We start from the raw sequence: 20,406 nt of genomic DNA, 5'->3' as shown, positions 1-20,406 counted from the left end.
GGTCGTCCTATTCAGTCTGAATTTTTCGTGCAGCATTTATACTGGATAAAAAATCAGTATTCAAGACTAAAGCGTGTAACAGGGGCGCATTCTGCGTACAAGCCCATAAACCGGGCATATTGGGCGGAGCAGGGAGGCAGGGAGAAGAAATAAAGGATGGCAGTTTCGACATCAAAACTGCCAGCGAAGAGAGTACAAATTGTTAAAGCGTATATCCGTCACTTGTGCACTTTATAACCTGGCGGCCAAAAGTGCACAAACGCAAATTTTTCGCTGGAGGGATTCATAAAATTGATGATCAGTGTATTAATCATCAGCCTTTGTAATTCCCCTGGCGAAAGTGTGCTTATGCCGGGTCGCGCTGAAGTTTGAAGATGCGAACCATCTCCACCAGTTGTTCCGCCTGCTGCTGCATCGCCTGCGCGGCGGCGGAGGACTCTTGTGAGAGCGTGGCGTTCTGCTGCGTTGCGGCGTCCATGTGCGTGATGGCGACATGGACCTGATCGATGCCCACACTCTGCTCGTTGCTGGCCAGCGAAATGGTATCGACAAGTTGGCTTACGCGCTCAACGCTCTGCATGATTTCGGTCATCGCGCTGCCGGCGTTTCTCACCAGTTTATTGCCTTCATCAATGCGATTCACCGAACGCTGGATCAGTTCACTGATCTCTTTCGCCGCCGTGGCGGAGCGCTGGGCGAGGGCGCGCACTTCCGATGCCACCACGGCAAAACCGCGGCCCTCAGTCCCTGCGCGCGCCGCTTCTACCGCCGCATTGAGCGCCAGGATATTGGTCTGAAACGCAATGCTGTCGATCACGCCGATAATGCTGCTGATCTCGGTCGAGAGATGATTGATCTCGCTCATGGTGGTCACGACACGCTCCACGACCTCGCCGCCCTGGTTCGCCACGCGCGTGGCTTCACGGGTGATATCACTGGCGATGCGTGAATTATCGGCATTGTTTTTCACCACCGATGTCAGCTCTTCCATTGAGGCGGCGGTTTGCTCAATTGCGCTGGCCTGCGCTTCATTGCGTGCGGAGAGTTCTCGGCTGCCGCTGGCAATCTGCTGTGAGGCACCGGCGATCGTTTCAGTGCCGGAGCGAACCCCGGAGACGACGCGTGTCAGGTTCCGGTTCATCTCCTGCATGGCGCGCATCAGTTCGGCGGTCTCATCGCGCCCGGAAATGACGAAGGAGGATTGCAGATCGCCCGCGGCGACGGTGCGTGCAACGGAGACGGCCTGTGCCAGCGGACGCGTAATACTGCGAATTAACCACCAGGTGATCAGCATGCCGACAATCAGCGTAAAGGCCATCACCAGTGTCAGCATCAGACGCGTCTCTTCAAACAGGGTGTTATTGTGCGCCTCGGTCTGCTGGCGGATATGCGCCGCTTGTTGCAGCGTGCTCGCCACCACCGTATCGATCATTTTGGTCGGTTCCCGATCGATACCGGTCACCATATGGTCGACCCGCTGTACGCTGCTGGCATCAGCAATATCGTAGTGCTGCAAGGCATCCAGATACTCTCTTTCAAGCTTTGCATGCAAGCCGATGGTTTTGACAACCTCGTTGTTTGCGACACCAATCTTTGGAAGCAGCACGCTCAGGGTTTTTAACAGCACCTGCGTTTTCTGGCTCTGTTCAACAAAGGCGTTTTTGTATTTAACGAAGGTTTCCTGATTTTGCGTGCCGCGCAGCAGCGTGTTTTTCCACTCCTGCACCTGAATTTTGAACTGCACTTGCGCATTACGCGCGGTGTCGATGCTCTGCGCAACTTCGCCTTCGGTTGCCATGATCTGTTTGTTTTGCGCGAGTGCGCCAGCGTTAATGGCGAGGCCGCGGATCCCCATAAACAGCGTTGCCAGTAACAGTAACGTCGCCAACAAACCCAGACGCTGCCCGATAGTAAGATGGTTAATTTTCATGCTGTGTCACTTCCCCTGGTGGTGAGGCGCAAATGGCGCGCACGCCAGCACTATCGACCTATTTAAGCAGGGCTTTAATATCGATCTGAACAGAAACAGAGCATTTTTAGCTTAATATTTTGATATATAAACAGATGGCACTTTTATGACATTTTCTTGACGCTGTATTACTGCTCAACTTACCGCGTGCGCAGAGGGGTCAACCCTTCAAATGATGCCTGGGATCGGCATGGATCTTCGCCAGCAGGCGCCAGGGTTTGCTGTCCAGCAGCCAGGCGGGAATATCTGCCGCCAGAAGCGGGCGGGCAAAAAGATAACCTTGCGCCTCATCGCAGCCATACTCTTCAAGCATGCGCGCGGTTTCCACATCTTCCACCCCTTCCGCCAGCACCTCATAGTTCAACTCTTTCAGCATCATGATCACATTGCGCGCGATGATGCGGCTGTCGTTATCGGTGGCGATCTGGCTGACCAGCGAGCGGTCGAGTTTGATCATGTCAATGGGGATGCGCCGCAGGTAGCTGATATTGCTGTAGCCTGCGCCAAAATCATCAAGCAGGATGGTAAAACCGAGCGCATCAAGCCGGTTGAGCTCGCGCAGAGCGGTATCGCTCTCCAGCACTTTTTCCGTTTCCAGACACTCAATATGAATATCGGCAGGCGTAAGCCCGGCGTCGATAATGTGCTGCGCCAGTTCATCGGCAAAACCGCTGCGCGAGAAATCACTCACCGTGACGTTAATGGAGACAGGAAGATCGATGCCGATCGCCTTCCACGCTTTGACCTGGGCAATCACTGTTTTGATTACCCAGTGGGTGATATCTGCCATCAGGGTGGTTTTTTCCGCCAGCGTGACGATCACCGCTGGCGAAATCGGCCCAAGCTCGGGGTGGGTCCAGCGCAGCAGCGCCTCCACGCCCTCGGTCTTTCCCGTACGCAGAGAGACTTTCGGTTGATAGGCCATATGAAGCTGATCGCCCGTTTTGATCGCCTGGCTCAGATCGTACAGCAGGCGGAAATCGGTATTACGCTGCTCATCAAGCACCTGGTTGAAGTGCAGCACCGGGATATTCTCGCGGATCGCCTCATGCAGGGCGCTGATCGCCTGACGCACCACCTCCTGCACGCTGTCCGTTTGCGGCGTAAAGGGGACATAACCCGCGTGAATAGAGAGATTGATATTAATATCGGCACCGATGGTCGCCTGGAAAGCGTGTACTCTTTTAACCCGCTTAGCCAGCCTGAGCGCCGCGTTACGCCCGGTCAGCACTGCAAAGCGTCCGGTGGCGAAAGCATAAAGCGTTGTTGCCTTGTTAAGCCGCAGGCGCATCTGCAACAGCGGGCCAAAGCTGCGCAGCAGCGTCTCCAGCGCTTCAACGCCGAGATAGCGGGTCAATTCATAGGCACGGGGAATATCAATACAGTCAAAGATGATCAGCGCATAATCACCGCTCACGTTCTGCTTCAGGTGCGCCATCTCTTTAATTAAGCAGGGGCGGTTCGGCAGACCGGTCAGCGCATCGACAAGGCCAATGTTGTAGCAGGATTCAAGGTAGAGCGTGGCGAGCGCGGCGATGCGCTCAAAACTGGCGATTTGCCGGGTATCGGGTTCGTAGAGCTCAGGGTGGGTGACGCACAGCGTGCCGAGCACTGCTCCCTCTTTGGCAATCAGCGGCGCCGAGGCGTAAAAGAGGATATCGCCGCTTTTGACCAGCGGCTGATGGGAAAAGCGCGCGTCGAGGCGGGTATCGACACAAACAATCGTCTGCCGGTCAGCCAGCGTGTACTGGCACATGGTTCGATCGATGGCGATTTTGTCATGCTCAATCGGCACCTTTTCGACGAATTTGATGTACTGAAACTCATCATCAAAGGTGGTAATAAAGCAGCCTGACACCCCCATCACTTCACTGGCCAGACGCGCAAATTCTGCCAGCGCCGCATCGCGGGCCGCGTCGGCCTTACTCAATAAATCAAGCGCGGCCAGCTGTCTGCTTTCACTTTTTTTAAGGCCCGTAAACATGGTGCGCTCCTGCCCAACAAGTTAAAACAGGGTGTCTTAGTCTGAGAACGCCATCAGCGTGACAGGCGTCGGATTACCCGATGCAGCCGCGTATCACTATTTCCACCAGCCAAGCTGGGTGCCGACCACGGCAATAATCGCGACGATCAACATGATGATGGTGGTCTTTTTCATGCAAACTCCTCGGTCAGCGGCACGCGCCGACCCTGTTAAGTGTATATGAAAGCGAGGCCATTAAGATTTGCCTCATGCCAGCAACGGGAAATAACGCTATTAATTGAGCTGCTGGAACGCTTTTTTGGTCTTGCTCTTCTTCACCCGGTACATCATTTCATCGGCCGCGCGCAGGGCGCTGTCCGCATCGTACTGGTCAGGGTTAATTTCAATCACGCCGACGCTGGCACCGGGGTAATAAAGATGAATATCACCAAGCCGATACTCACCGGCAATCTGCTTATCGAGGCGCGTTTTCAGCGCGCTGAGCAGCACGCCCTGCGGCTGGTGGAGCGGGCCGCCGGGGCAGGCGAGTAAAAACTCATCGCCGCCGAGACGACCAATAATGTCATCTTTCCCGCGATCCTGCGTCAGCCGCTTGCCCACTTCAATCAGGAACCGATCGCCAGTCTCATGGCCAAACTGGTCGTTAATCCCTTTGAAATTATCAAGGTCGATAAAGGCGATAATGATGTGGATGTTGAGATGACGGGCGAGTGAGAAGAGCGTCGGCAGCGACTCGAACAGCGAGCGGCGATTTGGCAGGCCGGTCAACACATCGGTATAGGAGTGGGCGATCAGCGCGGCGTTGGCTTCGCGCAGCTGGTCAACCAGATGCTCTTTTTCAATGTATTGCGCGATCAGGCCGGCAAACAGGCGCAACACCTGCTCGCCGCGCACGCTGAGCATCTTTTTCTGATTGCTGGCCGCACACAGCGTGCCATAGAGCGAACCGTCCGCCAGCTGCACCGGCTGGCTGAGATAGGTGGTGATGCCCAGCGCCTGGGCGGCTTCGCAATCGCGCCAGCGGGTTGCTACATCATTGGCAAACAGACAGTTATCATCCAGCGCGCGTTTGCATAGGCTGTCGCCAAAGGGGAGGGAGAACCCTTCCGGGATCTCAAGCTGCTTGCTGTTGCGGGAGTAGACAATGTGCTGCTGGCGGGGGTCATCACTGATTTTGGTCAGATAGGTCGATTCCATATCGGTCACCATCTCCAGCATTTCCAGAAACTGGCGGACTAAGCTTTCCAGCGAGTGCTCTTTCGCCAGGGTTTCCGATACCCGGGCGAGAATGAAATCGGACATGAATATTGGGCTCCGGTGCGTGGGTACCTCGTTGACCCGGCACGTTATTGCTGACTATTTCGACGGCGCGCCATTAAAACATGAACCAAAAGGATTTGATATATCGTGTAATGGACAAAAAAAAGCCCCGCTGATGAAGCGGGGCAAAAACTCATTGATTACGGAATGATGTTCTCTGGTCATGGGTGAGAACGAAGCAAACTATAACGGTGAAAAGTGCATTAAGGATGGAGAAATCATGGAGATATACCGCTTGCGCGGCTATTCTGAAGAGCGTTGTTGACCACTGTAAGGAAAAGAAGATGCGTTATGGGTTACTCGTTTTACCGCTGCTGGTCTCTGCCTGCACCTCATCGCCAGCTAAAAAGCCGGACCATCCGCAGGTCGGCATGGCCAACCCGGCGGCAGTTTACTGTCAACAGCGCGGCGGCGAGCGCGTGCCGGTGCAGAGCCCGCAAGGCGTGCGCACCGAGTGCAAACTGCCGGGCGGCGAAGTGATCGACGAGTGGGCGCTGTGGCGTCGCGATCATCCGACACCAGGATCGTGACAGCGGCAGAAAAGCCCGGTAAACTTCTCTTTCAGAATTATCTCATATTCAGCTTTAACGAGATCACGCGAGAGAAGCATGTTTCAGTTACGACCGGGCAGCCAGGCATTAGTCATCGGCGCCCAGACCGCCAGCGGGCGGAGCAATATTGGTAAATCCGTTGAGTTATTCGGTCTGTGCCAGCCGGGTGAGCGCTTTCTCAATCCGGTGAATGGCGTGGTTACCGAAATGCCGCGCACCGCGGCGCGCGCGCTCTGGCTGGTGACGGGCGATGTGACCGCGTTTGACGGTCAGCACGGTTTCGCCTTTGTGCGCGCCGAGCACCTGATGCCCCTGCAGCCGGACAGCGCGCCGCAGGACGAGCGCTCGCAGGTGATGAGCTAACGCAGCGTGCGCAGCCACTCCGCCAGCACGACGGCGTGGTTTTGCTCCCTATCTTTTGCCGCATATAACAGCGTGACGGTGCCGTTTTTCCCCCGCGCCGCCAGCTCTTTTCCGGCCTCTTTTTGTGCCTCAAGCTCTTCCCGGTAGCTCTTCTTAAAGGCAGCAAAATCGATCGCCTCGCCGTGAAACGCTTTGCGCAGCTCCGTTGACGGAGCCAGCGTTTTGCACCATTCGTCATAAGCCAGATCGACTTTCTTTATGCCGCGCGGCCAGAGCCTGTCGACCAGCACCCGGTAGCCATCCTCTTTACTGGCGGTGTCGTAAACACGTTTACACTGGATCATCGCGTTCTCTCCTTTTCTTAAACTGGCAACTTGTTGTTTCATAATTGTTCGTAATTCGGCCCTGCCGATTTAAGGTGTTGTGATTAACGTTAAAGACGTCTAGTGTGATGCGCCTTATGTTAGCCATTATCTACCACGGCATAGGGGCACTTCTCCATGAACCACATTCCGCCTAAAAAGACACTGCGTATTGCGCTGATCGGCGACTATAACCACGACACTGTTGCGCATCAGGCGATCCCGCTTGCCATTGATGATGCTGCGGCTGTCCTTGAGATCACCGCTGATTATGACTGGCTGGCAACCCGCGAGATCGACAATCCTGAAGATCTGGTCGGTTATGACGCCATCTGGGTCGTGCCAGGCAGCCCGTATGAAAATGCAGAAGGGGCGTTTATCGCCATCAAGTATGCGCGTGAAAACGCCATTCCGTTTCTCGGCACCTGCGGCGGTTTCCAGCATGCGGTGATAGAGTACGCCCGCAATGTGCTGGGCTGGGAAGATGCCGCCCATGCTGAAACCGAAACCGCAGGGCGAATGGTGATTACGCCGTTGACCTGCGCGCTGGTGGATCAAACCGGTGCGATTGAGTTAAGACCCAATACGCTGATTGCCCGCGCCTATGGGCGCAATGAGATTGATGAAGCCTACCGCTGTAGCTTTGGCGTCTCCCCGGAGTTTGCCAGCGAGCTGGAGCGCGGCGATCTGCGGGTGACCGGCTGGGATGAGGAGGGTGAGGTGCGGGCGGTAGAGTTGATCACCCATCCGTTCTTTGTCGCCACGCTGTTCCAGCACGAGCGCGGTGCGCTGGAAGGTCGTCCGGTGCCGCTGGTGCATGCAATGCTGCGCGCCGCAGGCGAATAAGTCCGTGGATTGTGCCGGATGGCGGCTTGCGCCTTATCTGGCCTACAAAAGCGGTACCGGTTCGAGGGTGACATTTACGCTGTGCCGGATGGCGGCTTGCGCCTTATCCGGCCTACAAAAGCGGTACCGATTCGAGGGTGACGCTTACGCTGTGCCGGATGGCGGCTGACGCCTTATCCGGCCTGCAAAAGCGGTACCGGTTCGAGGGTGACATTTACGCTGTGCCGGATGGCGGCTTGCGCCTTATCCGGCCTACAAAAGCGGTACCGGTTCGAGGGTGACGCTTACGCTGTGCCGGATGGCGGCTTACGCCTTATCCGGCCTACAAAAGTGGTACCGTGTTGTTGTAGGCCGGATAAGCGTTTACGCGCCATCCGGCATTTACCCGCAATCCCGCTTTTACCGCCATCTACCCTCTAACCGGAAACGATCTCCCGGTCACGTCCGGCAAACGCGCCGCACAGCGCCATCACCACCGACAGCAGCGCACAGGCGATCAGCGGCAGATGCCAGTCGCCGCTGGCGTCATGCACTTTCCCCATCAACGGCGGTCCGCAGGCGGCGAGCAGATAACCCACTGATTGCGCCATCCCCGATAGCGCGGCGGCCTGATGCGCCGAGCTTGCCCGCAGGCCAATAAAGGTCAGACCGAGGATCATCGTCGCCCCCGAGCCAAATCCGTACACCACCGTCCAGATCGCCGCGTGCCCCGGTTGCAGCCATAGCCCCAGCGCGCCCGCAGCGCACAGCAGTGCGACCAGCGCCGCGATAGCCCGCTGATCGCGAAGGCGGTGCAGCACCAGCGGAACCAGTAGGCCGGGTGCGGCCGTAGCCAGTTGCAGCACACCGTGCAGCGAGCCAGCCTGCGCCTCGCTAAAACCCTGGCTTATCAGAATCGATGGCAGCCAGCCAATCACAATGTAGTAAATCAGCGAGTTGATCCCGAGATAGAGCGTAACCTGCCAGGCCAGCGCCGAGCGCCAGATGCCGCGGCTGTGAAGCGCTCCGCTGGTACTGAGTGCAGCAGGTGCGCCGTGGCGCAGCCGCGGGAGCCAGAGCAGCAGTGCCAGCAGCGGAAAGATCAACAGCGTCAATAACGCGCCGTGCCAGCCCGCGCCGCTCTGCGCAATCGGCACCATCGCCGCGGAGCCGAGCGCCGCCGCCGCGCCCATGGTAAGCGAATAGGCGCCGGTCAGTTTGGCGACATGCTGCGCAAAATCCCGCTTCAGCATGCCGGGCAGCAGCACATTGCCGAGCGCAATGCCGCAGCCAATCACCGCCGTACCGATAAACAGCAGCAGAGAAGAGGGCAGCGAGCGCAGGGCGATGCCCGAGCAGATCAGCAGCAGCGCGGCAAACAAGCTGCGCTCCATGCCAATCCGGCGCGCCACCCCCGCCGCCAGCGGTGAAATAAGCGCGAAGGCCAGTAACGGTAGCGTGGTGAGCATCCCGGTTTGCGCCGTGGTTAAACCATATTCGGCGCGAATGGCATCCAGCAGCGGCGCGGCGCCGGTGAAGGTAACGCGAAGCGTGGTAGCAATCATCAGAATGCCGACAATCAGCAGCACGCGCTGTTTGCCGTCAGAGGAGGGAGTAATCATGGTGTTCTCATCCATAAACAGAGGGCACTACGATAGCGTTTTTCACCGCTGTTTGAATCAAGCTAAAATGACACTTTATCGCTAAATTCGGACAACTTTATGCACGACTTAGCCTTAGCGGGCTTCGATCCCGACAGCCAGCAGGAAGCCGCCGTCGCCTTTCACATCCGCATGGCGGCGCATGAACAGCGCATTCCCGCTCATCATCATCGCAAAGGGCAGCTGATCCTCGCCTTAAAAGGGGCGATCACCTGTGAAGTGGAGAATGCCCGCTGGATGGTGCCGCCGCACCACGCCATGTGGCTACCGGGTTTTGTGCCGCACAGCAATCACGCTACCGCCAATGCGCAACTCTGCTTTCTGTTTATTGAAAGCTGGGCGGTGGTAATGCCGGAGCACTGCTGCACCCTCAAGATCTCACCGCTGGTGCGCGAACTGATCCTGCAACTTGCCGCTCGTTCAGCCACCGAGCGGCGTGAGCCGCAGACCCAACGTCTGATCCAGGTGCTGTTCGATGAGTTACCCCATCAGCCGCAGATGCAGCTCCAGTTGCCGGTCTCCATGCATGCCAGGATCCGCCAGATGGTCGAGACGATGGAGCAGGCCCCGGCGGAGCGGCAGACGTTGGCGCAATGGGCCCAGCGTTTCGCCATGAGCGAGCGCAACCTCGCGCGCTTGGTGGTGAAGGAGACGGGGCTAAGCTTTCGCCGCTGGCGACACCAGTTGCAATTGATCCTCGCCCTGCGCCTGTTGATTGAGGGGCATAGCGTGCAGCACATCGCCCAGACGCTGGGGTATGACTCGACCACGGCGTTTATCACCATGTTTAAAAAGGGGCTAGGGCAGACGCCGGGGCGCTATCTGGCAACGCTTGGCGAGCGGTAATATTTTTTCCTGCCAAATCCGCTTATGTTGTGTGGAATTAAATCGTTTATAGCGCCCGAAACAAAAGGATAAGTCATTAATATCGCGAAACTGTTTTTAATAACTTTTTCAGATATTCAATGCACTTTTTGATATTTGTGTGATGAAAAACCTTATGTGACTTTAACGCGGCAATAACACAATAACCGGGCATAAGGATTAGCATGGCAACCACATTACACACAAAAAAGATCGTTGCGCTCAGCGCGCTGGCGCTGCTTTCGGCGCTCTCCTTCTCCGCGCAGGCAGATAAGCTGGCGGATATCAAAGCCGCAGGCGTCGTCAAAGTCGCCACATTTGATGCAAACCCGCCCTTTGGCGCGATCGATCCTAAAACCCACGATATTGTTGGCTACGACGTCGATTTTGCAAAAGCGCTGGCGAAAAGCCTCGGCGTGAAGCTGCAACTGGTTGCCACCAACCCGGCGAACCGCATCCCGCTGCTGCAATCCGGCAAGGTCGACCTGATTGTTGCAGATATCACCATTACCCCGGAGCGGGCGCAGGTGATTGATTTCTCTACACCTTACTTTGTCACCGGCCAGCAGTTCCTCGTCCCGGCCTCGTCACCGGATAAGCTGGAGGCCTATAGCAAAGCGCGCATCGGCGCGGTGAAAGGCACCACCGGCGAGCAGGCGCTGCATCAGCGTTTCCCGCAATCGCGCGTGCTGGCCTATGACGACATTCCGCTGGCGCTGACCGCGCTGCGTAACGGCAACGTACAGGCGATCACCCAGGACAGCACCATCCTGGCGGGTCTGCTGGCGGGCGCGCCGGACAAAGCGAAATTTAAGATCCTGCCCGACCTGCTGTCGAAAGAGGAGATTGGCGTCGGCGTCAGCAAAGGGGAGAGCGCCCTGCTGAACAAAGTTAACCAAGAGCTGGTGAACCTCGAAAAGAGCGGTGAAGCAGCGAAAATTTACGACACCTGGTTTGGCCCGCAAACCAAAACCCCGGCTCCGCGCAGCTTTACCATAGAAGCGAAATAACGATGTTGGCAGGTCTCTTTTCTCCCTCTGCGGCAGATGCCGCAGGGGCGTTGCCCGTGCAAAAAGGCACGGTAGTGTTTCGCCAGGCGAGCAAACGCTTCGGCGATAATGTGGTGCTGAAAGCGATTGATTTACAGGTTGCGGCGGGAGAAGTGGTGGCGGTGTGCGGCCCTTCCGGCTCCGGGAAATCGACGCTGATCCGCCTGATTAACCAGCTCGAAAATCTCTCCAGCGGCGAAATTTTTGTTGATGGTCAGCCCACCAGCCAGCTCACCGGGCGGAAGTTGCGCGAGTTGCGCCGCCATGTTGGCTTTGTTTTCCAGCAGTTCAACCTCTACGCCCACCTCACCGCGCTTGAGAATATCACCCTCGCGCTGCGCCATATTCACGGCAAAAGTGCTGCCGAGGCGCAGCAGATCGCACTTGCGCTGCTGGCGCGCGTTGGCTTGCAGGAGAAAGCGCAGCACTACCCGGCGCAGCTCTCCGGCGGGCAGCAGCAGCGGGTAGCGATTGCGCGCACGCTGGCGGCCGATCCGCACATTATCCTGTTTGATGAGCCGACCTCGGCGCTCGATCCGGAGATGATTGGCGAAGTGTTGCAGGTGATGAAATCGCTGGCGCACAGCGGCATTACCCTGATTGTGGTCACGCACGAGATGCAGTTCGCGCGCGAGATCGCCGACCGGGTGATTTTTATCGACGGCGGCGAAATTCTTGAGCAGGCCGCGCCCGCTGACTTCTTTACCGCGCCGCAGCATCCGCGCGCGCAGCGTTTTCTGCAAAAGGTGCTTAACCCGCTGCATGCCGATAACAAGGAGTTGTGATGGCACTGCATCTTGACTGGGCGGGCGTGCTCAGCGGCCAGCCCGCAGCGTGGATCCTCTCCGGTTTTCTCACTACCGTGTGGGTCACGCTGGTGGGCATGATCCTCGCCACCCTGCTTACCGTGCTGCTGCTGGCGCTGCGTCTGGCGGGCGGCCGCGTGGGGCGGGGCGCGGTGGCAGCATGGGTATCGCTATTTCGAAACACACCTTTACTGGTGCAACTGCTGTTCTGGTATTTCGCCGCGTGGAACGTTTTGCCGCTGGCGGCTCGCCAGTATGTGAATGACGAGCACGCCTTTAGCATTCTGCCGGGTGATGTCTGGTGGTTTACGCCGGAGTTTCTCTCCTCTGCCTGGGCGCTAGGGCTGTTTACCGCTGCCTTTCTGGTGGAGGAGATCCAGGCCGGGCTGCTCGCCGTGCCGCGCGGTCAGGTGGAAGCGGCGCAGTCGCAGGGCTTCAGCCCGCTTGCGATCTTTCGCTGGGTGCTGTTGCCGCAGGGGCTACAGAATGCCTGGCAGCCGGTGGTGGGGCAGTATCTCAACCTGATGAAACTCTCCTCGCTGGCGACCGGGATTGGGCTGGGCGAGTTGACCTACCAGACCCGGCAGATTGAGAGCTTTAACGCCCACGCGCTGGAAGCCTTTGCCGTGGGCAGCGCGCTCTATCTGCTGCTTGGATTGCTGATGAGCGTGCTGTTTAACCTGCCGCGCCACTGGCGGGCACTGCGCCACGCCACGGAGGTGCCGCGTGCTCGCTAATATCACCGTCATTACCGATAACCTCGACTACCTGCTGTGGGGCAGAGCCGCGCAGGGTGAGCCTGGCGGTGTGCTGCTGTCGCTGTTGATGACTATTGGCGCGGCGGCGCTGGCGTTTCCCGGCGGCATTCTGCTGGCCTGTTGCGCCTAGCGTTTTCGCGGCTGGCCGCGCAAGGTATTGTTTCTGTGGGCGGAGCTGATCCGCGGTATCCCGCTGATTTTCGTTATCTTCTGGCTCTGGTTTTTACTGCCCTGGATAACGGGGGCGGATCTGCCGGGTGCGGTAACTGTGACGCTGGCGCTGGCGTGGTTTACCTCGGCCTCGGTGATGTACTCGACGCTGGCGGCGCTCGGCGCACTTCCGCGCGGGCAGTATGAAGCGGCGCTGAGCAGCGGTTTTTCCAGCGCACAGATCCTGCTTCGCGTGCTGCTGCCGCAGGCATTACGCAATGCGCTCCCGTCGTTTATCGGCTTGCTGATCGCGCTGCTGAAAGATACCTCGCTGGCGTTTATTGTTAACGTCCCGGAACTGACCACCGTTGCCGGCCAGGTGAACAACCGCGTGCAGGTTTACCCGGCGGCGCTGTTTATCTTCACCGGCCTGGTCTACTACCTGCTGTGCAGCGCGCTGGAGTTTGGTGTGAAGCGCTGGCAGCGGCGGATTTCACTGCCGGCCAATTAGCAGCGATACCAGGCCTGCGGCAATCAGTGGCCCGACCGGCACGCCCCGGAACAGGGCCACGCCTAAAACGGTTCCCACCAGCAGCCCCGCGACCAGCGAGGGCTGCGAACTCATCAGCGTAACCCCGCGCCCGCCAAGCCATGAGACGAACACCCCAACGGCAATCGCCACCAGCGATTTCCAGTTGGCAAAGGAGTGCAGCAGCGTCGAGGGCGGCAGCGATCCGCTGGCAATCGGTGCCATCACGCCAATCGTCAGAATGATAATGCCCACCGTCAGCCCCTGCTTTTCGATCCAGGGAAAGAAGGTGTTGAGCGGCGTGACGCGCACAATGATCAGCACCAGTATCGAGACCGCGACGGTGGTGTTATGGCTGACAAAGCCGAGTGCGGCGAGGGCGAGCAGAATAAACAGCGTGGTATCAAACATGCACAGCGTCCTTACTCGCTCTCGCGGCGAAAATCGACCAGCGTCGGTTGGGCGATGCGCAAATAGTCGTGGGTATTCATGATTACCGACTTTTCCAGCAGCCCGGCGTTAAAGGCGATCTCATCGAAGCGCTGGAAAAGCACCGGGTCGGCAACCAGTTCGAGATCAGGGTGAAAAGAGAAGGGGGGAATGGCACCAAAGACGCAGGCGGTGAGGGCATCGACCTCCACCGGGCTTGCCAGCGAGGCTTTCAGGCCGCCAAAGTGTTGCGCTAAGCGGCTGAGATCGGCCTGCAGATCGGCGGCCAGGATCGCCAGCACATGTTTTTTCACACCGTTGCCTTTGATTTTACACACCAGCGCTTTGGCACCCTGGCCGAGGGCGGTACCGCGAATTTCACTCACCGCTTCACACTTGCCGACGGCCTCATGCTCAACCACGTGAAATCGTGCCTGTTGCTCGGTAAGAAGTTGGAGTAGATGCGCGTGGATATCGCGGCTGGCAATCTCAGACATGTTCGCTCCCGGAGAATGTAAAGAAGTTTACATTACCTCACATCGCGGGGGCTGAAAATAAAAATGCCGCCCCGGGGGGCGGCCAAAAAATACAAGCACTACAAACAATTCTTTGTGTGTACGGTTAATGCTTCTGCAAAAGATAGCTGTTTTCGAAACCCGGCACGCTGCCGATGACATCGTAGCCGCTAAAGAAACCGCCTGCGCGCAGCAGGTCGACCGCCGGTCCGACTTCCGGGGAGTACTGATGATCGCGATAATCATCGAACACAACAAATCCACCGCTCACCACCGTCGGGGCATACAGCAGGAAGTCGGCGAGAACGTGCTCTTTCAGGTGACCGCCGTCGATATGCAGTAAAATCGTTTTTGGCTCCAGCGCCAGCACACGTTCAATGCTGCGCTCTGAATAGCCGCGTATCAGCGTAATTTCCGGGAAGATATGCTCGTGATAAAAGCCCAGTTCCAGGTGCTGATTAGCAAGCTCCATCGGATCGATGCTAATAATGCGGCGCTTGCGCTCACACATTACATTCATAAACGCGCTGGATTTACCTTTCCAGACGCCAATCTCAATAATGTCGCCCTCTGAGTTGGCGTTATTCACCAGCCAGCAGAGGTAGCCCAGAAGTTTGACCTGGTCATGAAAAGAGAGCTCGCGTCGCGGCATCGCTTTTTCCGGCGGAAGAGTAGCCTGCGCCTGAATAAACTGCTCACCCAGATCGTTCCACACCTGATCGATCTTCCGGGTCATCTCCGGATCTTCTAAAAATACCTTTAAGTCTTTGAGCTCGATCATGCACGTAGTCCTGAACAATACGGTTGGCATAGCTGACAAAATTTAATGAGGCTACTTTGCCATAAACTTCCTGCGGTTAGAGGCTAAATAACCATGCTTTTAGGCGCTAATTCTCGCTTTTAGCGCCAATTTACTCAGCTATTAGCAGCATAATTCCCGACTAAATGGCGATCTCAGGTGGCTTAACTAGACTTAAAGATTCACTTTATCCACATCGGGAGTGTGACTATGGCTAATGAATATCAGTCATGTATTGATGCCTGCTATCAATGCGCCGAAGCCTGCGATCGCTGTGCGGTCTCCTGTTTGCAGGAGCCGCATCTTGAGATGATGAGAGCGTGCATTAAAACGGATATGGAGTGTGCGGCGCTCTGCCGCGTTACTGCGCAGCTGTTAAGCCTTGAGAGCGAGCAAGCGAAGCAGGTGTGCCGCATTTGCGCGGATGTCTGCCGCGCCTGTGCCGAAGAGTGCTCGAAGCACCAGCACGATCACTGCCAGCAGTGCGCCGCAGAGTGCCGCCGCTGTGCCGAGGTCTGTATGCAGATGACCGCTTAAGACGCCTTGCAGGCAATATGGAACGGGAGGGTGGCGTCAGCAACGCGCCACGCCCTACGCCCCGTGGCTTTGAAGCCTCTCGTTCACCCTGAATAAGTTGTGGTAGAACTCACCCTCTTTTTTAATTTCCGCCAGACGTTCACTGACCATCTGCCTGAAAGAGTCCCCCTGGTGGTTGCGCAGATCCGGGTTAGCCCCCTTATCCAGCAGAAGAGCGATCTTGTCGAACTCGGCACCAAAAAACGCCTCGGCCAGCAGTGTGTTGCCCAGCGAGTCGCGGCTATTTATATCCGCACCGCGTGCCAGCAGTAGCGCCAGCGTGGCGTTGTTTTTCGCCCTGATGGTCGAGAAGATAAGCGGCTCAGCGTAACGCTTATCGCGGGCGTTTGCATCGAGGCCGCCGTCAAGCATCGCTTTCAGCCAGATATCCTTATCGCCCATCGCCACCATTTCGGCGGGGCTCCAGGATTTATCCGGCTGCGGCTGCAACGGGTCTGCCCCCAGGCGCACCAAATCCGTGACGATCTGCAACCGCTCAGGCGGGTTGCCATTATAGAAAGACTCATTGAGGGCAAAAAAGAGGATCGTCAGATCCTCATTTCCCAGCGTGCTAAGGTCCGTCTTTTTTGCCAGACGCAGGATGGTGTAGCGATCTCCGGCCTGAATTGCCTTTGCCAGCACCAGCTGCGCGCCCGAAAAGTGCTTTTCAGGCTCGATCTTTTTCAGGCTCTTGCAGCCGGGCAACAACGTACAGAGCAGAGTGAGCAGGAGCGTGGAGATAAACTTTTTCATGGCGTTTCCCTCTGCGAGCAGGGTTCAGGTCCTCTACGAGTGCTTTTTGGGCTGTAGCAGCGCGATGGCCTGTGCATAAACCGCCTTTGCGGCACCTACCGACTCCTGTTCACACTTAATAAGGTGCGCTATAAGATTCCCCCTGCACAGGGTGCGCCCCGCGCTAAGCAATGCTTGTGCGGCGTTGCCTATCGCGGCATGGACGGCGTCGTTGTCGTCTGAGTGGGAAAATGTCACGCTGTGTTCCTCAGGATGCTAATCCAGTTGATGGCTTATCTACGCGCCGGTGCTGATGGTGCGTAGCCACTGGTCGCCTCGCCTGAGGCACGAAAAAATGTATCAGGGCAGAGCTTTTAAAAGTTTTTCACGCAGCGCGCTAACCCGGGTTGCCAGGTCAGATAGCTCTGCAAACGGCGTGTCCATTACCGAGATCATATCGGCGGGAACACCGGCGGCATCGATCTTTAACTGCTGCCCCTGTTCGGTCAGGGTGATCAGCACCCGCCGCTCGTCACCTTGCGTATCGCGGTTTCTGGCGACCAGACCGGAGGCCTCCAGCCTTTTCAGCAGCTGGCTCAGCGTACCGGAGTCCAGCTGAACGCGGGCGCCCACTTCCGACACCGTCACGTTATCTTTTTCCCACAGCGCCAGCAGCACCAGGTACTGCGGGTAGGTCAGCCCGAGCGGTTTCAGCCGTGACTGGTAAAGCCGGGTCATCGCCAGTGAGGCGGAGTAGAGCGCGAAGCAGAGAAACTGATCCACGGTCACTGGCGCATTGCCCGGAGCCAGCAGGTCATTATTCTCATCGCTGTCGTTATTTGCGTCGATACACATAAGCAATATGGGCCTGTTGGAAAGATGGAATTCTCTCTGAATAGCGGCAACCGATTCAGGGAGGCCGGCACGTTCACGTCGGATTAAAGAGGCGCAGGGGAAGAGGAAAAACGGCCTGCGCGTCGGTTGTCAGAGCGAAGTATTGAGTCTAATTATGTTGACGTCAACATAATTAAGGCTGGTGTATGAATCACAGGCATAACCGCGCCGCCTTTACGCGCTTTTCAGGCGGCGCGCTGTGACAGGTTACAGGCGGAAGGTGTCGACCATGCCGCGCAGCGCGTGCGCCTGGGCAGAGAGCGACTGCGATGCGCTGGAGGACTCCTCTACCAGTGCGGCGTTGTTCTGCGTCACGCCGTCCATCTGGCTGACTGCCAGGCTGACCTGGCTGATACCCTGCATCTGCTCGGAGGAGGAGAGGGAGAGATTATCCATAGCGTCTGCCAGATCGCCCACCATGCCAACCACTTTCAGGATGTTGTCGCCGGTGTCGGCGGCTTCAGCCACGCCATCTTCCACCTGCGCAACCGCCTGTTCGATCAGCGTTTTGATATCCAGTGCCGCACTGGCGCTGCGCTGTGCCAGCGTTCTAACTTCACCGGCTACCACGGCAAAGCCGCGTCCCTGGTCACCGGCGCGGGCCGCTTCCACCGCGGCGTTCAGCGCCAGGATGTTGGTCTGGAAGGCGATGCCTTCTATTACGCTTGTGATCTCGCGCACTTTTACCGCGCTCTGGGAGATGGCGTTCATGGTCTGCGACATGCGCCCCAGCTCCTCGCCGCCGGTGCGGGCAAGGGTAGCGGTGGTACGGGCAGTATCAGCGGTCTGGCGCGCGCCGTCGGCATTACTTTTTACCGTGGCGGTCAACTGCTCCATGCTGGCAGCCGTCTCCTGCAGGGCAGCGGCTTGCTGCTCAGTACGGGATGAGAGTTCAGTATTGCCCTGCGAGATCTCATCTGCCGCCGAGGCCACCGAAACGGAGGCATCGCGGATATCAGAGACCAGGCTGCGCAGATTGGACTGCATACCGGCAAGAGAAGCCAGCAGGCTGCTGGTATCGTTGCGACGCAGTGCTACCGGCGAGCTGAGATCGCCCCCGGCAATCGCCGCCGCAAGGGTCTGCGCCTGGGCGGGTTCGCCGCCGAGCTGGCGCATCAGCACGCGCACCGTAATCATACAGGTTGCCACCGCCAGTAAGATTGACAACACTGCCAGTCCCATCAGGATCAGCGCCGTGCGGGAGATGTTTTCACCGTTTTCAGCCAGCGTATCGCGGCTTAATTTCATCTGCACTTCAGTCAGTTCGTTAAGCGCGTCCAGCAGCGCTTTTTGCGCCGGTCGGGCGGTGTTCATCAAGTAGGTGGTGGTCTCCTCCTGACGGTTCGACAGCCCCAGTTTTCCCGCTTCTATCAGCGTAGAAAGTGCCGCTGGTTCAGCCGCAACGATGTGCTTAAGCGCCGCTTTACCCTCGTCGGAGACGTTTGACGCCATGCTCTGCTCCAGCAGTTCACGGTTATGGATGAAGAGTTCGCGCTGATCATTCAGTCGTTTCCACTCCGGCTGCATCTGAGCCGGGTCCGTCAGCAGGGCAAGGTTACGCACGGCGATAGCCATATCGCGCGCGCTGCCCCGCATATCCAGCACCAGGTCATAGCGCTTCATTTTGGAGTTAACGGTGTCGTTCATACTGTCGCGCGCTTGCCAAAGGCCCTGCAACGCGGTCGCTGCACAAATGATAAATAACAGAATAAGCAGGCCAAAACCCACGCTCAGACGGGTAGAAATTTTCATTGGTTTTCTCATCATATTTATGGTGTTGAGCACTATCGGCAAGGGGTGAGAAACCATTAGAGTGGAAATCAATCAAATTGTGTTCAATTGTGTCGTGCATTAGTTAGTTGTGGGTTTTGTAGATATTGAGGTCGGTTAAGTAAGCTAAGTTACTGCGTAAGCAGGCAGGAAAGCAGCCAGCTATTTTTATGTAACTGGCTGAATGAGAGGCTAATTTGAAGCGTTTTGCTTGTGAAACAGCTCACGGAATACCGGGTAGATATCATCCTGGTCGCGAATATGCTGGATAGCGAAATTATCAAACATCGTTTGCAGATGTTCATACTCGCGCCACAGCGTCTGGTGCGCCCGACGGGTGATCTCGATGTAACTGTAGTAACGCACTACCGGCAGGATCTTCTTCGCCAGAATTTCGTGACACAGCGGTGAGTCATCCGCCCAGTTATCGCCATCGGAGGCCTGCGCGGCGTAGATATTCCACTGCCCCGGGTCGTAGCGCTCCTTCACCACCTCATCCATCAGTTTCAGGGCGCTGGAGACAATGGTGCCACCCGTCTCCTGCGAGTAGAAGAACTCATGTTCATCCACCTCTTTCGCCTGCGTGTGATGGCGGATATAGACCACTTCAACGTTTTTATAGGTCCGGCTCAGGAAGAGATAGAGCAGGATATAGAAGCGTTTGGCCATATCTTTGGTGGCCTGATCCATCGAGCCGGAAACGTCCATCAGGCAGAACATCACCGCCTGGCTGGAGGGTTCCGGGCGTTTTTCGTAGTTCTTGTAGCGTAAGTCGAAGGTGTCGATAAACGGCACGCGCTCGATTTTCGCCCGCAGCTCGGCAATCTCTTTGCGCAGACGCTCCTCCTCCAGCAACTGCGCCGGTTCGCTTTTGGCGACGGTCTCCAGATTGCTCTCCAGCTCGCGCAGTTCGCGACGTTTACCGGCCGTCATCGCCGTGCGGCGGGCAAGGGAGTTTTGCAGGGATCGCACAACGCTGATGTTGGCTGGCACACCGTTGGCGGTATACCCGGCGCGGTGCGTTTTATACTCGTTCATCTGCCGCTGCTGGTTTTTTTGCAGGTTTGGCAGGGCGAGATCTTCAAACAGCAGATCGAGGTACTCATCTTTCGAGATCTGGAAAACAAACTCATCCTGACCTTCACCATCCTGGCTGGCGTCGCCCTGGCCGCTGCCTCCGCCACCGCCGCCTTGCGGGCGCTCAATGCGATCGTTGGGCACAAAATGGTCGTTCCCCGGATGTACGCGATGGCGTAAGCCGCCGCGCCCCTGGTGGAACATCGGTTCGCTAATATCTTCCGTCGGGATTGAGACAGACTCGCCGCTCTCGACATCCGTGACCGATCGTTTATTGATCGCCCCGGAGATGGACTGCTTTATTTGCGCTTTGTAACGGCGTAAGAAGCGCTGGCGGTTCACCGCGCTCTTGTTTTTGCCGTTCAGACGCCGGTCAATGAACCAGGTCATAGTTCCCTCCCGCTGCGTATGCCAACTTTGCAA

20 protein-coding genes and 1 pseudogene are annotated in these 20,406 nt (G+C 57.2%); 9 read left to right on the top strand and 12 right to left on the bottom strand.

The genetic code is table 11. From position 1 onward, the window contains the following. Nucleotides 1-346: 346 nt before the first annotated feature. The 3 genes from N7V53_RS01105 to N7V53_RS01095 form a co-directional block, all read right to left on the bottom strand. On the bottom strand, nucleotides 347-1,930 hold the full coding sequence (locus N7V53_RS01105; RefSeq protein WP_279791628.1) for a methyl-accepting chemotaxis protein: 1,584 nt from the start codon (nucleotides 1,928-1,930) through the stop codon (nucleotides 347-349). Nucleotides 1,931-2,129: 199 nt separating this feature from the next. After that, nucleotides 2,130-3,953 carry a sensor domain-containing phosphodiesterase gene (locus tag N7V53_RS01100; RefSeq protein WP_279791626.1) on the bottom strand — a complete coding sequence of 608 codons (1,824 nt, stop codon included), beginning with the start codon at nucleotides 3,951-3,953 and terminating at the stop codon, nucleotides 2,130-2,132. A gap of 273 nt (nucleotides 3,954-4,226) precedes the next feature. Next, entirely contained in the window at nucleotides 4,227-5,255 is a 1,029-nt protein-coding gene (locus N7V53_RS01095) for a sensor domain-containing diguanylate cyclase (protein WP_279791624.1), read from the bottom strand. Between the two features lie 302 nt (nucleotides 5,256-5,557). Here N7V53_RS01095 and N7V53_RS01090 point away from each other — a divergent pair, with 302 nt between their 5' ends. Together N7V53_RS01090 and N7V53_RS01085 are read left to right on the top strand one after the other, a co-directional pair. After that, the gene (locus tag N7V53_RS01090) at nucleotides 5,558-5,803 is read left to right on the top strand and encodes a DUF333 domain-containing protein (protein WP_023481685.1); all 246 of its coding nucleotides are present in this window, start codon (nucleotides 5,558-5,560) and stop codon (nucleotides 5,801-5,803) included. A 78-nt stretch (nucleotides 5,804-5,881) separates the two neighbouring features. Continuing rightward, on the top strand, nucleotides 5,882-6,187 hold the full coding sequence (locus tag N7V53_RS01085; RefSeq protein WP_023481862.1) for a hypothetical protein: 306 nt from the start codon (nucleotides 5,882-5,884) through the stop codon (nucleotides 6,185-6,187). Here the strand turns inward: N7V53_RS01085 and N7V53_RS01080 are convergent. Beyond that, nucleotides 6,184-6,531, bottom strand: a complete 348-nt coding sequence (locus N7V53_RS01080) for a DUF488 domain-containing protein (protein WP_279791623.1) — start codon at nucleotides 6,529-6,531, stop codon at nucleotides 6,184-6,186. The genes N7V53_RS01085 and N7V53_RS01080 overlap by 4 nt on opposite strands. A gap of 156 nt (nucleotides 6,532-6,687) precedes the next feature. Between N7V53_RS01080 and N7V53_RS01075 the strand changes: the two genes are divergently transcribed. Continuing rightward, complete coding sequence (locus N7V53_RS01075; RefSeq protein ID WP_023481333.1) at nucleotides 6,688-7,395, top strand: CTP synthase; 708 nt, start codon at nucleotides 6,688-6,690, stop codon at nucleotides 7,393-7,395. 416 nt (nucleotides 7,396-7,811) lie between these two features. Here N7V53_RS01075 and N7V53_RS01070 read toward each other — a convergent pair whose 3' ends face one another. Then, nucleotides 7,812-8,996 carry a CynX/NimT family MFS transporter gene (locus N7V53_RS01070; protein WP_279791622.1) on the bottom strand — a complete coding sequence of 395 codons (1,185 nt, stop codon included), beginning with the start codon at nucleotides 8,994-8,996 and terminating at the stop codon, nucleotides 7,812-7,814. A 99-nt stretch (nucleotides 8,997-9,095) separates the two neighbouring features. Between N7V53_RS01070 and N7V53_RS01065 the strand changes: the two genes are divergently transcribed. From N7V53_RS01065 to N7V53_RS01045, 5 genes and pseudogenes are all read left to right on the top strand, one after another. Next, nucleotides 9,096-9,881, top strand: a complete 786-nt coding sequence (locus N7V53_RS01065) for a helix-turn-helix transcriptional regulator (RefSeq protein ID WP_279791621.1) — start codon at nucleotides 9,096-9,098, stop codon at nucleotides 9,879-9,881. 203 nt (nucleotides 9,882-10,084) lie between these two features. Next, complete coding sequence (locus N7V53_RS01060; protein ID WP_279791619.1) at nucleotides 10,085-10,909, top strand: ABC transporter substrate-binding protein; 825 nt, start codon at nucleotides 10,085-10,087, stop codon at nucleotides 10,907-10,909. A 2-nt stretch (nucleotides 10,910-10,911) separates the two neighbouring features. Continuing rightward, entirely contained in the window at nucleotides 10,912-11,733 is an 822-nt protein-coding gene (locus N7V53_RS01055; protein ID WP_124968536.1) for an amino acid ABC transporter ATP-binding protein, read from the top strand. Continuing rightward, nucleotides 11,733-12,491 (top strand): ABC transporter permease subunit, encoded by a 759-nt coding sequence (locus tag N7V53_RS01050; protein ID WP_279791618.1) that lies wholly within the window; start codon nucleotides 11,733-11,735, stop codon nucleotides 12,489-12,491. Before N7V53_RS01055 ends, N7V53_RS01050 begins: the two co-directional genes overlap by 1 nt. Continuing rightward, nucleotides 12,481-13,173 (top strand): annotated as a pseudogene (locus tag N7V53_RS01045) (amino acid ABC transporter permease). Before N7V53_RS01050 ends, N7V53_RS01045 begins: the two are co-directional and overlap by 11 nt. Here the strand turns inward: N7V53_RS01045 and N7V53_RS01040 are convergent. The 3 genes from N7V53_RS01040 to N7V53_RS01030 form a co-directional block, all read right to left on the bottom strand. Continuing rightward, nucleotides 13,156-13,602: a DUF441 domain-containing protein gene (locus N7V53_RS01040; RefSeq protein WP_054802901.1), complete on the bottom strand. Its 447-nt coding sequence runs from the start codon at nucleotides 13,600-13,602 to the stop codon at nucleotides 13,156-13,158. The pseudogene N7V53_RS01045 and the gene N7V53_RS01040 overlap by 18 nt on opposite strands. Nucleotides 13,603-13,613: 11 nt before the next feature. Then, the gene (locus N7V53_RS01035) at nucleotides 13,614-14,117 is read right to left on the bottom strand and encodes a YbaK/prolyl-tRNA synthetase associated domain-containing protein (protein ID WP_279791617.1); all 504 of its coding nucleotides are present in this window, start codon (nucleotides 14,115-14,117) and stop codon (nucleotides 13,614-13,616) included. A gap of 124 nt (nucleotides 14,118-14,241) precedes the next feature. Further along, nucleotides 14,242-14,916 carry a class I SAM-dependent methyltransferase gene (locus N7V53_RS01030; protein ID WP_023481459.1) on the bottom strand — a complete coding sequence of 225 codons (675 nt, stop codon included), beginning with the start codon at nucleotides 14,914-14,916 and terminating at the stop codon, nucleotides 14,242-14,244. A gap of 228 nt (nucleotides 14,917-15,144) precedes the next feature. On the opposite strand from N7V53_RS01030, the gene N7V53_RS01025 reads away from it, so the two are divergent. Then, nucleotides 15,145-15,471 (top strand): four-helix bundle copper-binding protein, encoded by a 327-nt coding sequence (locus N7V53_RS01025; RefSeq protein WP_279791615.1) that lies wholly within the window; start codon nucleotides 15,145-15,147, stop codon nucleotides 15,469-15,471. Nucleotides 15,472-15,525: 54 nt separating this feature from the next. On the opposite strand, the gene N7V53_RS01020 is transcribed toward N7V53_RS01025, so the two are convergent. The 4 genes from N7V53_RS01020 to N7V53_RS01005 form a co-directional block, all read right to left on the bottom strand. After that, entirely contained in the window at nucleotides 15,526-16,263 is a 738-nt protein-coding gene (locus tag N7V53_RS01020) for an ankyrin repeat domain-containing protein (RefSeq protein WP_279791614.1), read from the bottom strand. A gap of 339 nt (nucleotides 16,264-16,602) precedes the next feature. Then, nucleotides 16,603-17,097: a MarR family transcriptional regulator gene (locus N7V53_RS01015; protein ID WP_279791613.1), complete on the bottom strand. Its 495-nt coding sequence runs from the start codon at nucleotides 17,095-17,097 to the stop codon at nucleotides 16,603-16,605. Between the two features lie 246 nt (nucleotides 17,098-17,343). Next, the gene (locus tag N7V53_RS01010; protein WP_279791612.1) at nucleotides 17,344-18,888 is read right to left on the bottom strand and encodes a methyl-accepting chemotaxis protein; all 1,545 of its coding nucleotides are present in this window, start codon (nucleotides 18,886-18,888) and stop codon (nucleotides 17,344-17,346) included. A 210-nt stretch (nucleotides 18,889-19,098) separates the two neighbouring features. Further along, entirely contained in the window at nucleotides 19,099-20,373 is a 1,275-nt protein-coding gene (locus N7V53_RS01005; RefSeq protein ID WP_279791611.1) for a YeaH/YhbH family protein, read from the bottom strand. Nucleotides 20,374-20,406 lie beyond the last annotated feature (33 nt).

The sequence above is a fragment of the Kosakonia sp. HypNH10 genome (assembly GCF_029850615.1).
Classification (GTDB): Bacteria; Pseudomonadota; Gammaproteobacteria; order Enterobacterales; family Enterobacteriaceae; genus Kosakonia; species Kosakonia cowanii.
Note: the sequence above shows the minus strand (reverse complement) of the source record. Positions and strands in the feature narration are given on the sequence as shown.

Excerpts from the sequence above, each read along its gene's own strand:
- N7V53_RS01075 (WP_023481333.1), top strand. The coding sequence starts at position 6,688 with ATGAACCACATTCCGCCTAAAAAGACACTGCGTATTGCGCTGATCGGC.
- N7V53_RS01005 (WP_279791611.1), bottom strand. The coding sequence starts at position 20,373 with ATGACCTGGTTCATTGACCGGCGTCTGAACGGCAAAAACAAGAGCGCG.
- N7V53_RS01015 (WP_279791613.1), bottom strand. The coding sequence starts at position 17,097 with ATGTGTATCGACGCAAATAACGACAGCGATGAGAATAATGACCTGCTG.
- N7V53_RS01060 (WP_279791619.1), top strand. The coding sequence starts at position 10,085 with ATGGCAACCACATTACACACAAAAAAGATCGTTGCGCTCAGCGCGCTG.
- N7V53_RS01055 (WP_124968536.1), top strand. The coding sequence starts at position 10,912 with ATGTTGGCAGGTCTCTTTTCTCCCTCTGCGGCAGATGCCGCAGGGGCG.
- N7V53_RS01090 (WP_023481685.1), top strand. The coding sequence starts at position 5,558 with ATGCGTTATGGGTTACTCGTTTTACCGCTGCTGGTCTCTGCCTGCACC.
- N7V53_RS01105 (WP_279791628.1), bottom strand. The coding sequence starts at position 1,930 with ATGAAAATTAACCATCTTACTATCGGGCAGCGTCTGGGTTTGTTGGCG.
- N7V53_RS01100 (WP_279791626.1), bottom strand. The coding sequence starts at position 3,953 with ATGTTTACGGGCCTTAAAAAAAGTGAAAGCAGACAGCTGGCCGCGCTT.
- N7V53_RS01025 (WP_279791615.1), top strand. The coding sequence starts at position 15,145 with ATGGCTAATGAATATCAGTCATGTATTGATGCCTGCTATCAATGCGCC.
- N7V53_RS01035 (WP_279791617.1), bottom strand. The coding sequence starts at position 14,117 with ATGTCTGAGATTGCCAGCCGCGATATCCACGCGCATCTACTCCAACTT.
- N7V53_RS01020 (WP_279791614.1), bottom strand. The coding sequence starts at position 16,263 with ATGAAAAAGTTTATCTCCACGCTCCTGCTCACTCTGCTCTGTACGTTG.
- N7V53_RS01065 (WP_279791621.1), top strand. The coding sequence starts at position 9,096 with ATGCACGACTTAGCCTTAGCGGGCTTCGATCCCGACAGCCAGCAGGAA.
- N7V53_RS01010 (WP_279791612.1), bottom strand. The coding sequence starts at position 18,888 with ATGAAAATTTCTACCCGTCTGAGCGTGGGTTTTGGCCTGCTTATTCTG.
- N7V53_RS01085 (WP_023481862.1), top strand. The coding sequence starts at position 5,882 with ATGTTTCAGTTACGACCGGGCAGCCAGGCATTAGTCATCGGCGCCCAG.
- N7V53_RS01080 (WP_279791623.1), bottom strand. The coding sequence starts at position 6,531 with ATGATCCAGTGTAAACGTGTTTACGACACCGCCAGTAAAGAGGATGGC.
- N7V53_RS01040 (WP_054802901.1), bottom strand. The coding sequence starts at position 13,602 with ATGTTTGATACCACGCTGTTTATTCTGCTCGCCCTCGCCGCACTCGGC.
- N7V53_RS01070 (WP_279791622.1), bottom strand. The coding sequence starts at position 8,996 with ATGATTACTCCCTCCTCTGACGGCAAACAGCGCGTGCTGCTGATTGTC.
- N7V53_RS01050 (WP_279791618.1), top strand. The coding sequence starts at position 11,733 with ATGGCACTGCATCTTGACTGGGCGGGCGTGCTCAGCGGCCAGCCCGCA.
- N7V53_RS01030 (WP_023481459.1), bottom strand. The coding sequence starts at position 14,916 with ATGATCGAGCTCAAAGACTTAAAGGTATTTTTAGAAGATCCGGAGATG.
- N7V53_RS01095 (WP_279791624.1), bottom strand. The coding sequence starts at position 5,255 with ATGTCCGATTTCATTCTCGCCCGGGTATCGGAAACCCTGGCGAAAGAG.